The sequence below is a fragment of the Empedobacter sp. UBA7248 genome, assembly GCF_002472945.1.
Taxonomy (GTDB): domain Bacteria; phylum Bacteroidota; class Bacteroidia; order Flavobacteriales; family Weeksellaceae; genus Empedobacter; species Empedobacter falsenii_C.
Window position 1 is genome coordinate 235 of record NZ_DKSU01000012.1, and the last position, 16,114, is coordinate 16,348.

The following is a 16,114-nucleotide window of genomic DNA, read 5'->3' on the forward strand; positions in this document are numbered from 1 at the left end:
AACAGGTGCATTAACACGTGACGCCGGAGAAAACGTTGGGAACTATACAATAAATCAAGGGACTTTAGCTGCTTCCACAAACTATGACTTTACATATCAAAAAGCGGACTTTGAAATTACTAAAGCTAATTTAACTGTAACTGCTGATCCACAATCTAAAGTTTATGGAACAAATGATCCAACATTAACTTATCAAATTACATCAGGAAAATTAATCGGAAATGATAAATTAACAGGTGCGTTAACACGTGATGCCGGAGAAAACGTTGGGAACTACACAATAAATCAAGGGACATTACTTGCTTCAACAAACTATGACTTTACATATCAAAAAGCAGACTTTGAAATTACTAAAGCTAATTTAACTGTAACTGCTGATCCACAATCTAAAGTNNAACAGGTGCATTAACACGTGATGCCGGAGAAAACGTTGGGAACTATACAATAAATCAAGGGACATTACTTGCTTCAACAAACTATGACTTTACATATCAAAAAGCGGACTTTGAAATTACTAAAGCAACGATTGCTGGAATTACTTTCAGTAACGACAGTTTTGTATATGACGGAAGCGTGAAATCACTTTCTATAGCAGGAACACCACCAACAGGAGTAAGTGTATCTTATGTAGGAAATAATAAAACTGAAGTAGGCAATTACACTGTTACAGCTACTATTAATGGAGGTAATAATTATGAGAATAATACGCTAACAGCACTATTAGAAATTACCAAAGCTACACAATCCATTTCATGGGACCAAACGTTGACAGTAGGTTGTGACGGTGTGACAACAATACAATTAACTGCAAAATCATCAAGTGGTTTACCAATTGTCTACCATTCTTCAAACGAGTCGGTCGCTAAAATCAGTGGAAACGAAGTTGTTCTTTTCTCAAGTGGTTATACAGAAATAACAGCTTCAATAGCTTCAAACCCTAATTTCATAGATGCTGCTACAGTTTCCAAAGTATTGAACCATAAACTAACAGGTATGGTAAAACAAAAATGGGATGATGTCTTGATTTTCGACAACTCATCAGATGAATTTGTGAACTGGCAGTGGTACAAAGATGGACAAGCAATTGTAGGAGCTCAAGGACAATATTATACATCACCTACTCCGCTTAATGGCAGCTATATGGTAGTTGTAAAAGACAAAAATGGAAACACAATGGAAACATGTCCATTGGTTATTGTTGCAGGACAACACAAAGGAGGTGTAAAAGTAATTCCAAATCCAGCTCGACAAGGAACAACATTTACAATTAAAGCAGATTATCCATCAGAAGAATTGAAAGGTGCTAAAATTATGATAACGGATATCACAGGTAAATTGTACAAAGAGATCAACCAAGTATCACCAGAAGTGGTGACTCAAGTACCTATGGTACCAGGGGTTTATATCATTTATTTGTTTTTAGAAAATGGTAAACGTGAATCTGTAAAATTATTAGTGAATTAACTTTTGAACCTCAAAATAATGAAGAAAAAACAATTTATATTAGGCCTTGTAATGGCTGTAATAGGAAATATCGTACAAGCCCAAGAATGGAGTATTACTTTGAATGGTGGACCTCAAGGGTTAAATTATAATGTTTCTAATGGAAAAACGATATTAAAAACAAGTGGAAAAGTAGGTGTTGGTTACACCTACTTTCTCCACCCAAATTGGAGTCTGATAACAGGAGCAGAACTTTCGCTCTTTCGTAATACAACTCGCTTAAATGATGAAATAACCCGTACATATCAAGTCGATAGTGAGGGAGATGCTTTCGAATACCGAGTTCAAACAAAAGGTTATAAAGAAAAAAGTAGATTTTATGGCGTAAGTATCCCATTAATGATACAATACCATACCAATGGAACAACACAGTTTTATATCAATGCAGGAGGAAAAGTAGTGTTTCCTTTTAGTCAAAAATCTACAATTAATATAAATGAAATTAAAACAAGTGGTTATTATGAAGACATTAATGTAGAGTTAATAAACTTACCACAACATGGCTTTGGAACATTAAATAATTGGAAAGCTGAAAACTCAACAAAGCTAAAAACAGGCTTTACTTTGAGCACTGAAATAGGCATTAGTTTCAAATTGTCGAACAAGACTAGACTTTATACAGGAGTTTATGTAGATTATGGATTGAATGATATGGTTAAGCCAGTTTCAGCTAATAGTCCATTAGTAAACTACGAAATAGAAAGAGTTACTCAACTTGCAAATGGTGTTTTAAGCTCATCAAACATGATTGATCAATCGAAACTATTGGCATATGGTATACAAATCAAATTTGGTATTGGAAAGCCTAAAATACAATCACTTTCACCACCTCAAATAGAAGAAGCTAGTTTGGAAGAAGAGGTTTCTACTTCAATAGTTAAATCGCAAAAAGAACCGATAATAGAAAAAATACCAGAATTAAAACCTTTATCAAATAGTGATAAAAAAGAAATAGAAAAGCCGATAATTTTTGATCATTTAGGTGTTACAACTATTTCTGTAAATCAAGAAGAACAATTGAGTAGAATTGCTGAGTTACTAAAAAAATATGATTGGCAATCTATTCAAATAATTGGGCATACGTGTGATATAGGTACTGAAGATAGAAATATACAAGTTGGGATGAAACGCGCGCAAGCTGTTTCAAATTACCTTATTGATAAAGGTATTCCAATAGAAAAGATAGAAACAATTTCGAAAGGTAAAACATCTCCGCTTTATCCAAATGTAAACAATACTAATCGTCAGAAAAATAGACGAGTTGAAATCAATTTAAAAGAATAATCTTGTATTGTATTTTATTCATAAATTATAGATATAATTCAAATAAATCCCTTTGTCTTTTTTAGATAAAGGGATTATTTTTAAATATAGATTTTGTCAAAATATATTTATTGTTTATTAGCCATTATGAAAGCATAAACTGAACTTATCAAAATTATTTCTATTACTTTTTATTTACAAGAAACGCTTGTCTTTGATTTTCACCGATCAAAATAAGCTTCAGCCATTCAATATTATAAATCTTTTTCTACACAAACAGTAAAATATTTTAACCATGACTTTCAGTTTTTTGACACTTATCTACAAATCATTTGACATTTTTAAAATCTTTTTTTAATACATATTTCTGAAAACCTCAAAAACTACTAATAGGCTCATCGTTAAATAAAATAAGAAAATAAAATTAGTATTACTTTATAAATGAAAACCTTTCAAGTCTACTTAAAAAAAAAGAAAAACTTGATTTTTAATCAATTATAAAAAATAAAGGACACTAAAAATTGTAGACATAAAAAAGCACCTTTTAAAAAGGTGCTTTTGTGGTCCCACTTGGTCCAATTATATTTTTAATAAATGCTTATGTATAAAGCTTTTGAAAAGAAAATGAAAATTTGGGTATCAAAATAGTATCAAAATTAAGTATATTTAAAATTCTATATCTGTAATATTATATTTATTCATTAGAAATCGATTAATACTATTTTTAGAAGTTAATCTCATAAATTGTCTTTTTTCAATATTTGTAAAATGAGGGATACTAAAATTTTTTATATAATTTTTTGCAAGAGCAAAGTAATTACTGGCATATGGTTTACTAGTCTTTTTGATATAATACCAGAAAATATCACTTTTTAAAATCTTTTGGATAAACAAAAGATCCTCTTCATTATTAGAAACTATAGCATATCCATTGTAGAATAATAAATCTTCATTATTTGTAAATACAAAATATGGAGCATCCGACATATAAGGAAATAATAATTTTAATCCTTGAATATTAATTGCTTGTGAACGACCATATGCATACCATTTTTCATATAATCTATTCCCTTTATCTCTTTTAGATAACTCTATTCTACAATTAGATAAATAATCATAAGCTCGTGGGAAATTATTTTCAAAAAACTCTTCATCTATAATTCGAACTGATCTAATCAATTGATCATTGAATAAACCACTATTATTTTCAAAATAATATTCATAGGGAAAAATTATCTTTTCAGAAATTACCTCGATTTCATCCTCTGTTTTTAAAATGTTAGGTTTTATAGCATCTCTACAAATTAATCTTTCAATATGAAATTCTTGACCATCTTTAGTGAAATAATAATACAGTTCATCCTCTCTAGTTGGTTGAAATAAATATATTTTATTTCTTAGCGTTGCAAATCCATTTTTAATATTATAAATATTACCTAACTTATCTCCAGAGTTTTCTAACTTATTAATGTTTAATTTAACTCTTACCTCTTCTAAATGCCAACCATCTTTATGATTTAAACTTGAATAATTAAAACTTATGAAATCTTCATTTTGAATATCCTGAATATGCAAAGGATTTGAATTTGTATAATTTAATAAACCACGATATTTATTAATTAAACATATACAAGTATAAGTTAGTCTAGACTTAAATACTTGTTCTCCTCCAAAATCAATAAGCTTAAATGCAAAACCATTATCGGATAAATATGATCTTAATGCTCTACCATTAAGACTTCTATAAAAATTATTTACCGTTATATAACCCAGAATACCATTTGGATTAATTAATTCTAAACCTATTTGAAAAAATGGGATATATAAATCTAATTTACCAGTGGAAGAAACTGACCAACTTTTCATTTTTAGTTTTGTTTCTTTATCTAAATTTACTGAACCTACATATGGAGGGTTACCAACTATTGCATCAAACCCAGCATTTAATTCTATTTGTGGAATATTATTCCAATTAAAATTCAATGCATCACCGACAAATAAATTAAATATGAATTCCTCTCTATCTTCTCCATTTAATATAGCGTGTAAGGACAACAAAATTTTAGTACGAATAATGCTATATTCCTGAATATCTAAACCGAATATATTTTCACGGTAAATATCATAATATGTTTTATTAAAATTATTCGATAATTTATCTGCAATTGTTTTAAAAAAGCCACCACATCCACAAGCTATATCCCCAAATTTTAAATTATATATTTCAATATTCCTATCCGTGAAATTTCTAAAAACATTTTCAATAATAAAATCTCTAATATTTACAGGAGTAAAAACAGCACCATTAACTTCTTTATCTTCAGGAGAAATTACAAACTCAAATAATTCAAGTAATAATTCTATAGTAAATTTTTCATCAAAATAAGAAATAAATTTTTCTAGTTGAATATCATCGATAATAAATTGATTAATAAATATATTATTAACTTTATTTATATTATTAAGTTTTAAAAAAGACGAAACTAAAAGATTATTAATGTCATTTTCAGCATACGAGTATTCTTTAAGAAATTTATATATTTTTTGATTCATTATTTAAGAGTATAAAGGAAAAAGTCTTTCAATCTTATAATCATTGTGTTGAGTAGAAAATGATAAGCCTTTAAAATAAGAAAGCCAAAGTCTTTCCTTAGAATTGGCGATTATTTTTTTATACCTAACGTCTTCTTTAATTTTATCAACGTATTCAAACCTTTTTCTGTCTACAAAATTATTAATTATAAAATGAAATGCCAATATTACATCCATAGGAGGGTGAGGTATTCTAGGACTATTTAAAATAGCCATATCAGGATCTAAATATTCGTGCTTTTTGCCTCCAAACTGAAAATGATAGTAGGGATGTACATAAGCAAAATTAGCTTCATTAGCTTCTCTATCTAGATGCCAGGTTGAACAATATTCTTTTTTGTTATTAACCTCAGACTTAAATAAACTGATCTGTAAATCTAAACTATATATACGTAGTGGATCAAAATTTTCATTTAAAGTTTCTTTTGTTATGCAAGTATTTTGTAGATCAATTTTACAAAAATGCATATCTTTTGGAAAAGCACGAGCTACCGCACCTTTTATATGAATACTAAAATTATTTAAGTTGTATGCTAAAATATCTGACTGATTAGATTCAATTTCTTCTATCATATCAGATAATCCCTTGAATTCTCCTTTAATATTAAATTCAGAAATTAGTTCTATTAAAATTTTGATATCTTTAATATAATTTCTTCTTTTCCAAATTTCCATAACTTAACAATATTCGCGCATTTCTTTTCTGTCTAACTCACTTACTAGCTTGCTATATTTTTCTATATTATTTAAATAACCATCTATTGAAATATAGTCTTTATCTTGCCATGGTTTAAATTCTTCTTCAAGTAACTCCAATCCATCATAAGGATCTAATGGTAATCTTGTTTCTTTACAAATTGTCCAATAATAAGTACTCATATTTTTCTCACTTGATAATACTACACTTAAATCAAGATTTAATTTTGACTTAATTATCTCAACTCTTTCATTAGCTGTATAACTCCTTAGGGATAACTTTTCTTCTATTACTTCACTCCACCAATTCTCGATTTTAACCATCCACCATCGGTTATACACATTTGAGAAAATACCCGAATATTTATAATCAATAAGCAATGTTTTCAGTTTTTCCCAATCATATGAATCCTTACTTACTCCCAATCTTGCAGAGAGAATATCTTCTCCTATAAGTAATCCAGAACATCTTAATAAGTGCTCAAAAATAAATCTACTATATTCATATGTTGATTTATTTGAACTATTTAAATAAAAATTTATTTTCGAGTGAATTAATTCATCTTCAATATTTAATATTTTAGATAAATTGTAATCATTTGATTCTATATTTTTATATGCTTCTATAATTGAAATTGATTTATCTATAAATTTATCTGTACAATTTTTAGTTGCATTTTCCTTAGTAATAGCATAATCGAACAAATCGTGACTTGTATAGTCTTTTCTATACATTTCTACAATATTATCTTTATTTGACATTAAGATTATAGGAGTCTCCTTAAAATCTTTAGTTGCAACTAAAGATCTCAAAGTTGATGCTATCGTAGGTGCATTACAATATTTCAACTCAGACCCTTCGGTTAATATATAATCTAAAATCACTAAATCAGGATTCGTTTCTTTTATATCATTTATGATAATATCTACATTATCTGAAGGTTTTATCTGAGTTAAAATAAAATTTTCCCTTTTTAGAGTTAACATTCTCGTTTCTCCTTCTAAATCTTCAATATATAATACTTTATAATCCATATTTATCTAATTCTTTATCTGTAGCTTTTGGAACTTCAATATATATTGTTGTAGAAAATCCTTCTATAGGTTCATCTACAAAAATCTTTCCTTTATAGCTTGTTATTATATCTTTTACAATTTTTAAACCTAAACCAGTACCTACATTTTCGTTTACTGTGTTAATCTCATCTATAGTTTTGGGAGAAGAAGTTGTAAAAAACTCATCAAAAATCTTATCCTTAATTTTCTCATTAATTCCATCTCCGTTATCTGAAAATTTCAAAAATATTTTACTTTCTGTTTTTCCTACTTCAATAAATAATTTACCTTTATTACTTGTACGTTTAATTGCTTTTTTAGCATTTGTAAATAGGTTAAACAAAATACTTGACCACTCGGATGGATGCATTGGGCAAGTAAATAAATAATGTCCCTCTATTTTAGAATCTAATAGCGTAATATTATTTTTAAGAATATCATTCTCTATTGCATTTGAAAATTTTTCAATTGTCTTTTTTAAGTCTATTGGTTTTAAATCTCTGATAACATTTTGTGATACTACTGAGTCAAAATAAGAAGTATACGAATTAAAGGACTCTATATTAGATTGTAAAAGATTAAGGCGATGAAGCATTACTTCTTCATTTTTTAATTTTTCTACTAAGTAAGTAACATTATTGTCCATATTTAGAATAAAATCTCTAATCTCATGGATAAAAAGACCAATTGTTAAACCAACACTACTTAATACTCGTAACATTGATCTTTCTTTTAAAAATTGATCTTTCTCTTCCTCTTGTGCCTTTTTTAATTCTTCTATTTCCTTTTTAGCTTGCTCTATTTTTTTCTTTCTTCTTTTCTTTACTTCAATATTACCTGTTTCTTTTTCTAATTCGCGATCTAACTCTTCTAATGTAAAAGCAATATTTTTTATACGCACTTCTATTGTTTCGTAGATTTTATCTACCATTTTTTGATTAGATACTATTTTAACATTTCTCACTTCTGCTATTTTAATAACAGCTGTCATTATGGTTCTGTAAACAAAATTTCTTAATTCAATTAATGCTTCATTTTCAAGTAACCCTTCTCTACTTGAAGTTTCATTAAACTCATTATTTGTATCTAATAGTTCAACAAACCCAAAAAAATTAATATTCGAATGAACAGGTAAAATCGATCTTTTAGCTGTTGAAGCATCTAAACCTAACCAATCATTATTTCTTTCACCATAAGGTAGTACTCTAAAATTATTCCTATATAGTCTAATACCTCCTTGCTTTCTTGCTAAATTTCTAATACTAGATTCTTGCATTTTTGGTACTAGTCCAGAATTGTATATGAAATAATATGCTTTGAATTTTACATTTCTTAATTTCTTAAATGGAATACCTTCTTTATCTGGATCACTACTGATTTCGCCAATATCTGAATAATCCAATTTTGAACTATCTATAGCATATAAACCTATGCCATTATTATCAATTTCACCATCAATTTCAGCCGTTGCATGATTATAGACCATTGTTTTTTCATCCGCTATATTTATTGATTTACCATTAATTATTTTTGAAAAATATACTTTAAAACCTGGATCTGGAGATAAATATTCACCTTTTAATAAATCTAAATTATCGTCTAATTTTTCTTTGATTGATGATAAGGAAAAAGGTTGAAGTATATCAGCAACATAATTGTATATTCTTTTAATTGATGCTTCTGACCATTTATCTTTAAGAAATTCTATTTTAAGGGTAGTTCCTTCTTCTCTATCCTTATTTTCTTTTACGTAAATTTTGTTGTTAACTGCTAATAATTCTGTATCACTTGCATAATCATCCCAATTTATACTTAAAACTAGTGCTTGTGAACTATTTACAGTTTGTGTAGTAATTGTTAATTTTTGACCTAGTCTTTGTACTGCAAATCGACCTATCCCTTTTTGTCCCGCTCTTTTTCTTTTATATTTCTCAGATAAAGGTTGATGAATTTTAGACGTAGATGAAATTCTCATAAAGCCATTAATCAATTGCTCTCGATTCATTCCTGTACCATTATCTTCTATATATAGAGTACCACCTACATTATCTGAGTTTTCAAACTTAATCTTAACTTTGGTTGCATCTGCATCATAAGAATTTTTAACCAACTCGGATACAGCAGTTTCTTGTCTTGCTACTAATTCACTACCAAGTCGATCAATTACTCCAGCATCTACACTAAAACGGATATTATCATTATCAAAAGTTGATAATTTTGATGATAACTCAATAATTCTACTATAATTATTAGGGTCTTCATTTAAAACCCTAGCTAATTCTTCTCTAATTTGATTTTCATCCATCCTATTTCGGTTTAAGAATAATTTAGTGCTAAATTAAATATATTTAATAATAAGTATTGTTGAATTTAAATTTAATTACAAAAGCATCTAATTTTTTTATAATTTTACTCCATTATAAAATAATAATTACGTACGCGTAAGCTTTCGAAATTTGGTTACAGAAAACTGCGAATCTTCTATAAACCTAAAATCTTCGATAGGCTTACGCCCATGTCTATATATGGCGTGGGCTGAGTCTTTCTGGGTTTAGGGTTCTTCGCAGTACCTCTGTAACGGATTGTATTTAGTTCCACGCTACTTTATTTCTAAAAACAATCTAGACATGGAAAATCAATTAACACTACAAGAGAAAAAAAAAATCATTTGTCAATTTTTAAACACTTCTTTTTTCGGAAATATTAATTCACCAGAATTTAAACGATTAAATGAAATTGAAGTGAAAGAGTTTTCTGATTCTTTTAAATCAGGGATTCTTAATAAAACTGATGATTTTAAACCATTTATCGTAAATTCTATTTCAGAATATGTTTCAAATTTGAATGAATCCGAAAGAAATAAGTTGTTTTGGATGATCATTTCAACTGCAAATTTTACAGCGGATGCTTTTTTATACAACAGAAATGATGCTTCTATAGAAGAAATCCATATTAAGATTCTTGATGCAATTGAAAAAAATCAAACTAATTTATTTGTTAATTTATTTTTTGCTCGAATTCTTACTATAAAAGGAGGAATTAAAGCTTATAAAGAACATTATGCGACAAAAGAATGGTATGATTCAGCGATTGAAAATCAATTGAAAGAGTATAATGAATTTTGTTTAACAACTTAAAATTGGGACTATGAAGACAAAATTTATAACATTCATCTTATTCTATACGATTTTAAATTCTTTTTCTTTTGCTCAACAAAAATGCTCTGATTTAGAAAACGAACTTAAATTTCAAAAGGCTAAAAATGAAGAATTATCAAAGGAAAATCGTTATTACAAAGAAACGTTAGATTTATTGAAACCAATTCAATCTATTAAAATTGATGGTTTACAACTTGATATTACAAGTATTGTAGGTTCTAAAGCTGATAAGACCGTTACAGTAACTTTTATGTACAGAAATATAGAAGCTGAAACACGAAATTTTTTCCAATGTGAACAATCTTATTTTATAGATCCACAAGGAAATCAAGCTCAGACTTATGAAGTTTTTGTTTCGTTTAATAATGGAATTCGAGCCGAAAATATCAAACCTAACATCCCAACCAAAGCTACTATCACATTCAAAACAACCGAAACAACCTACCCAATCATAAGACAACTTAAAATAATTGTTTTTCCAAAAGAAATAATGGCGAAACAAATAGAAGCAATTTTTGAAAATCTAGACGTTGTTTGGAAATAATATAAAGGGATCAAATGATCCCTTTTTCTATCTTTTACGAGTATTTTTACGTTTACGTTTATATTCATCATAATCATCATTTATAGAATTAGACCTCATAATAGAATCCATAACATCATTTGATTTAGAACTAATTTTATCTATATAACTATCATCAATCATCTTTTTCACTACACTTTCATCAATCTTATAAACAGATTCACGATTTAATTCTTCATTTCTAATTTTATTAGACTCTTCATTTAAAAAATTAATAACTGGATTCTCAAATGAATCTGCTTTTATATTCATTTTTAATTCAGGTCTGTTATTTTGAAATTTTAAATTTCTCAACTCTTCATTATATTTCTTTTGACTAGGCAATAAAACTCCTAAAATAGGCATCTTGTATTCTGCATTATTAATTTCAATGTATTTCTTTTTTTCTCTTTCAAATTGTTTTAGTGCATCATTATACTGCCTATCACATTCGTTTTTAAACTTTTCAATATTATTAACCGTAATAGCACATTTTTTATATTCGAAACGTTCTTTTCCATTATACTCAATACCATTATTAGCGAAAACTTTCTTAAAATTTGGAATTTTGTTGCTATTATATTGATTAATAATTGAATCAATACTTTCTTTAAAACTTGTAGAAAAGTCTTTCAAAACATCTGCTCGATTATCTCTATTAGACCGTTTTACATTATAAACATTATTTGCTTCTAGTTTATCCCTAATTAAATTCCCTTTAAGTTTAATCTGGCTTCCTTTAACTGAAAGCTTATCATATTTAAAAGAAACAGCAACTTGATTTCTAGAATCAACAGTGTATTTAAATTCAATTTTATGAACTGCTAATTCATTTCTTAAACTTTTAAGCGAATTAATCTTATAATTACTCAAAATATCCAAAACTTTTAATTGTATAAAGTCCTTTTTTTCTTTGATTCCAACCTGTTTATCTCGATTTGTTTTGATTAAGTTTTCATTCGATATATACTTATCATTTTTTTTATATCCTTTTTCATTTGTAGGATCATAAACAAACTTCCTCGTTTTTTCAAGATAATTATCAAGACCTAATTCTTTTTCAATTTTATCAACCGCAGTTCCAATTCTTAGTTTAGAATTTTTATCAGAAAGTGTTATTCCATCTAAGCCAACACGATTTACAATGATATGATAGTGTGGATGTTTATCATTATGCCGAACAACTAAATATTGATGATTTTGTTTATCGATTCCCATTTCCTTTAAAAGTCGTTTCAAAAAGTTTAGTTGAACGTGATTTTTTATATTATCCTTTTCACTAAAATTTAAAGTAAGATGCATTACAGGTTTAATAACTTTTTTATTTTCATTTGCTTGAAATCGAAATTCTTTTCCTAAACTTTTGTAATCACTTTCTAAAGAAAAATTTTGTAAAACAATCTCAGGCTTCTTTGTTATGTTTTCATTTTTATAATTTCCTTGAGCCAAAATATATTCAAAAATTCCTGTGAAAGAATTTCCTGTTTTATGTGCTTCTCCTATAGGCATCTTTCAAAATATTTATAAGGTTAGTTAATTCTATTTGTAAAGCTTGAGGCTCTTTTTGATTTATATGATAAAGTTTTGTAAGTTGATTTATATTGTTTGACAACCCTCCAATAATTCTTTTTTCTTCAGGAGAAATCGAAATTATCTCTCCATTTACTAACATCTTTCTAGCATATTCACTGAAAGATTTATTTGTATTTTTAGCTCGTTCTAAAATGATTTTTTTTTCAGTTTCTGTAACTCGAAACTTTAGAATCGTTTTTTTATTTTCCATTGAATTGTTTTTAAAATTTAGCGTAGCGTTAATAATTTTGATAGATTTTTTATTGAAAACTTTCAATAAAAAATCAACCTCGTAGAGCAAGCCTGTCTTTTTGGGATATGTACATAGTAAAATGTGTCCCAAAAAGGCACCGCTTGCTATCTTTTTAATATTAAATAACCTCCTATTCGATTATACTTTCATAATTTTCAAACAGAAGAATTACTTTATAGAATTAATCAAAAAATCGTTCAGATCATTGAAATTTCTGTATTCAATTCTATGATCAATTACACTAGAATTATATCTCGATATAATTTCATTTGTACAATTATTTCCACTCAAATCATTATCTAAATAGAGGTGAATTTCTTCAAAATCCCCATTAAATAAATAGTCAAATAATTTTGAAAGATTAGCAGTTGAATTTAAAATTATGTAATTGAAATTTGGATAATTATTGATCTCTAAAAAAGATAAAAAATCAAAAAACCCTTCAAAAATAAAAACTCTTTTGTCATCAAAATTTGATAGAATGATTGATAAATTTTTCCCACTCGATCCTTTAAAAATTAAATTCCTGAGTTCAAAATTCCCATCTAAATTTTTAAATCCTAATGCAAATTGTGGTTTACAATTTTTTATTTTAAATGTAACTTCTACTAAATATTGATAAGCATTTCTCGAAATTATACCACGTCGTTTCAGATAAGATTTCAAAACATAACTATATACGGGTTTACGTTCTAAAATTTCTATTCTACTATATTCAACTATACTTTGAATTTTAATTTGGTCAAGCTTCTGAAAAGAAAAAGAATTATTAGAATATCTATAAACTATTTCCTTAATAGAAATCTTCTCTAATCTTTTAATAAGTGTAACTAAACTTCCTCCATTTCCTTCACCAAAATCGTAGTATTTATTAATTCTCATATCCACTTTGAAAGATGAAGTTTTTTCCTCTCTGAAAGGACTGAAATAAAAATAAATCTCATTTCGAATCTTTGCTGGTTGAATACCTATTTTAGATAAATATTCAACGATACTATAATTTTCATTGATTTCTTTACAAGTCATAACTACTCTATTTAGGTTCGAGTTAGTTCGAGAAAAGTTCGAGGCTAAAATCACTCAGAAGTCAATCTATCATTGGATTTCTATGCAAAAAACCTCTAATTCGAACCTCGAACCTTACTTTTCAATTCTATATAGATTTTCAAAAGTTTGGAAAATGTGGTTCGAGGTTCGAATTTGTTAAAAAATCTTCTGAAAGGCTTTTGTATAAAGGGTTTATTTATAAAAACTACCTCGAACCAATTCGAACCATTTTACTCTTGCAACTTTTTTAAAATTTTACGCACAGCTGTTTCAGAAATTTTGAACTCCTCTCCAATCTTGACGTTTGAAACACCTCTGTTTTTCATTTCTAAAATCTTCATATTTCTTTCATCACTTGGATTGAATTCTATCATATTATTTTCTGAATCGAATCTGACGTAATCAAATGTTAGAAAGTTGTCTTTTTTTATTCTCTCGAGTACCATAACATTATTCTCATGATAAATAATCTCTCGATTACGATTTTTAAGTTCTTTTAAATAGATTAAACCCCATATACTTGATTTACCAAGAGCAAAGATTGTATCAGCAAAATTTGATAATGCTTTTGAACCTGCTAGTCGATTAAGAGTTATTTTATTGGAAAATTTATCTTCTTTAGGTTCGTGTGCTAATACGAGTATTGATAATCCATTCTTTCTAGTTAATTGCAACAATCCTTTCATTAGTTGTGTTGCAAAACGAGATTTTTCATTATCTGTAGCTATAAACGAAATATTGTCAATACAAACTACTTCTGCGTTTTGTTTGATGATCTCGCCTTCAATGTATTTTAATATATTATTCCCAGAGGATGAATTTGCCAAATTAATACTATCTAAATTAATCTCTGCTCGTATAAAATTAGAGTTAAAAGGATATATCGTATCATTGGATGAATTTGAATATCTGTTATAAATAGATTGACTACTTAATTCAAAATCAAAATAAAGTCCTTTTTTAAAGGTTGTAGCAAGATTAAGAAAGTTACAATTTGAAGTAATTGCATCAAATAAGCTATAAATTAATACTGATTTACCTAATCCTGTATCTGCAAATACTATAGCAAGTTCACCTGTATGCCATATAGAACCGAATAAAGGCTGAGTTTTATTAAGAGATTTTGCAGCTACTAGCCAATCTGTTAATTGCATAGTTTTGAAATAGGATTTCCCATGCGATTCAGATATTGAATCGCCAAAGTTACTTTTGGACATAAAAATTGTTTTTTAATTATTAAAAAATGCCCTAACTTTGATTTGCTAGAATGTCCATTAGGGCAAAATAATAAAAAGTGTTATCCTCTTTTGGATTTAACGCTTTTTATTTTCTTTGTGCATAAGGTCTGTTATTTGAGAATACTTAATGTAACCTCTTTTCCCTTTGTCTAATTTTACTTCTGTCAATATACCTTCATCGATATAACGATCCAAAGTTGTTCTTCCGATTTTCAATAATTGCATCACTTCTTTTTTAGTAAGCAACTCCTTGTCATGCTTAGTAACAAGTTTTGAAACCTTTTCGTTTAACACATCCATTGTGTTTAATAATTTGTCCCATTCCATCTTAGGAACAGTAACTGTAGTAATTTGTAGTTCATTTAATGACATAATATTTAAATTATTGTACAGTAAATATATAAAAAAAGGGGCAAGAATAAAAATATCTTGCCCCTTTTTTTATTATTTAACATTCATAATCTTTATCAAAGATATCTTTATATATTATTTTACAGAATGTATCTAGAAGATTAAAACTTGATTTACTATATTTTTTTTGATAATCTAGTCTTTGGAATTCAAAAAACCATTTATATACATTTGTCTTATTTTTACTAGAAAATTCAAGAATATTATTACAAGAATTAACAAAATCCTTAATATTTTTATCTTCAATAAATTCCACAGGAATTTCATTTTTATATAAATTTATAATAGTACCAAAACTATTAATAGAATAGAATAAAAATTTTTTATTAAGATTAGAAGTTTTAATTAAATATGAAACTAAATTATTAATATATAAATCTCCATAAATATTTATAGGTTTTTTATATTTGATAATACTATTTTTTAAAAATAATTCATCTTCTGATATGTAATAATCAAACAAATTTGTGTTTAAATTATAAACATCATTCTCGAAATTTTTAAACTTATAATTTTCTCCATATTCATTTAATAGAGTATTTACATATTTAGTTTCTAAAACAATTAGGTTTTCAAGATTTTCAAGATCTTCTGTCTTCTCAAGATAATTAATCATTTGTGATTTTACTCTATGATTGACACCATTTAAATTAAACCTAAAATAAACTTTATAGAATTTATTGTTAATTGGCTTTACATCTCTATTTAAATAATATTTCGATTTAACTTCTATCATACTACATTACTATAATGTAAATATAAC

General features: G+C 27.1%; 15 protein-coding genes. 5 read left to right on the forward strand and 10 right to left on the reverse strand.

Annotation, left to right across the window (positions count from 1 at the left end; genetic code table 11):
• Positions 1 to 49: 49 nt before the first annotated feature.
• The 3 genes from B4A23_RS11830 to B4A23_RS11840 are packed head-to-tail and all read left to right on the forward strand — an operon-like array spanning position 50 to position 2,787.
• Positions 50 to 409 (forward strand): MBG domain-containing protein, encoded by a 360-nt coding sequence (locus B4A23_RS11830; RefSeq protein WP_422653358.1) that lies wholly within the window; start codon positions 50 to 52, stop codon positions 407 to 409.
• Between the two features lie 35 nt (positions 410 to 444).
• Positions 445 to 1,464 (forward strand): T9SS type A sorting domain-containing protein, encoded by a 1,020-nt coding sequence (locus B4A23_RS11835; RefSeq protein ID WP_414647089.1) that lies wholly within the window; start codon positions 445 to 447, stop codon positions 1,462 to 1,464.
• A gap of 18 nt (positions 1,465 to 1,482) precedes the next feature.
• Entirely contained in the window at positions 1,483 to 2,787 is a 1,305-nt protein-coding gene (locus B4A23_RS11840) for an OmpA family protein (protein ID WP_291120280.1), read from the forward strand.
• A gap of 645 nt (positions 2,788 to 3,432) precedes the next feature.
• Here the strand turns inward: B4A23_RS11840 and B4A23_RS11845 are convergent.
• The 4 genes from B4A23_RS11845 to B4A23_RS11860 are packed head-to-tail and all read right to left on the reverse strand — an operon-like array spanning position 3,433 to position 9,415.
• Positions 3,433 to 5,319, reverse strand: coding sequence for an HsdM family class I SAM-dependent methyltransferase (locus tag B4A23_RS11845; protein WP_291120283.1), 1,887 nt, complete (start codon positions 5,317 to 5,319; stop codon positions 3,433 to 3,435).
• Between the two features lie 3 nt (positions 5,320 to 5,322).
• Positions 5,323 to 6,033, reverse strand: coding sequence for a hypothetical protein (locus B4A23_RS11850; protein WP_291120286.1), 711 nt, complete (start codon positions 6,031 to 6,033; stop codon positions 5,323 to 5,325).
• 3 nt (positions 6,034 to 6,036) lie between these two features.
• Positions 6,037 to 7,089: a hypothetical protein gene (locus B4A23_RS11855; protein ID WP_291120289.1), complete on the reverse strand. Its 1,053-nt coding sequence runs from the start codon at positions 7,087 to 7,089 to the stop codon at positions 6,037 to 6,039.
• Complete coding sequence (locus B4A23_RS11860) at positions 7,079 to 9,415, reverse strand: sensor histidine kinase (RefSeq protein ID WP_291120292.1); 2,337 nt, start codon at positions 9,413 to 9,415, stop codon at positions 7,079 to 7,081. The genes B4A23_RS11855 and B4A23_RS11860 overlap by 11 nt, the downstream gene beginning before the upstream one ends.
• Before the next feature lie 322 nt (positions 9,416 to 9,737).
• Between B4A23_RS11860 and B4A23_RS11865 the strand changes: the two genes are divergently transcribed.
• Both B4A23_RS11865 and B4A23_RS11870 read left to right on the forward strand, forming a co-directional pair.
• Positions 9,738 to 10,247: a hypothetical protein gene (locus tag B4A23_RS11865; protein WP_291120296.1), complete on the forward strand. Its 510-nt coding sequence runs from the start codon at positions 9,738 to 9,740 to the stop codon at positions 10,245 to 10,247.
• A gap of 10 nt (positions 10,248 to 10,257) precedes the next feature.
• Positions 10,258 to 10,812, forward strand: a complete 555-nt coding sequence (locus B4A23_RS11870; protein WP_291120299.1) for a hypothetical protein — start codon at positions 10,258 to 10,260, stop codon at positions 10,810 to 10,812.
• Positions 10,813 to 10,839: 27 nt separating this feature from the next.
• Here B4A23_RS11870 and B4A23_RS11875 read toward each other — a convergent pair whose 3' ends face one another.
• The 6 genes from B4A23_RS11875 to B4A23_RS11900 form a co-directional block, all read right to left on the reverse strand.
• Positions 10,840 to 12,279, reverse strand: a complete 1,440-nt coding sequence (locus tag B4A23_RS11875) for a relaxase/mobilization nuclease domain-containing protein (RefSeq protein WP_291120301.1) — start codon at positions 12,277 to 12,279, stop codon at positions 10,840 to 10,842.
• Positions 12,280 to 12,316: 37 nt separating this feature from the next.
• Entirely contained in the window at positions 12,317 to 12,613 is a 297-nt protein-coding gene (locus B4A23_RS11880; protein WP_291091261.1) for a plasmid mobilization protein, read from the reverse strand.
• A gap of 210 nt (positions 12,614 to 12,823) precedes the next feature.
• Positions 12,824 to 13,681 (reverse strand): toprim domain-containing protein, encoded by an 858-nt coding sequence (locus tag B4A23_RS11885; protein ID WP_291120304.1) that lies wholly within the window; start codon positions 13,679 to 13,681, stop codon positions 12,824 to 12,826.
• Between the two features lie 251 nt (positions 13,682 to 13,932).
• Positions 13,933 to 14,856 (reverse strand): AAA family ATPase, encoded by a 924-nt coding sequence (locus tag B4A23_RS11890; protein ID WP_291120306.1) that lies wholly within the window; start codon positions 14,854 to 14,856, stop codon positions 13,933 to 13,935.
• A gap of 159 nt (positions 14,857 to 15,015) precedes the next feature.
• Positions 15,016 to 15,312 carry a helix-turn-helix transcriptional regulator gene (locus tag B4A23_RS11895; RefSeq protein ID WP_291120307.1) on the reverse strand — a complete coding sequence of 99 codons (297 nt, stop codon included), beginning with the start codon at positions 15,310 to 15,312 and terminating at the stop codon, positions 15,016 to 15,018.
• A 76-nt stretch (positions 15,313 to 15,388) separates the two neighbouring features.
• Positions 15,389 to 16,087, reverse strand: coding sequence for a hypothetical protein (locus tag B4A23_RS11900; protein WP_291120309.1), 699 nt, complete (start codon positions 16,085 to 16,087; stop codon positions 15,389 to 15,391).
• Positions 16,088 to 16,114: the final 27 nt, after the last annotated feature.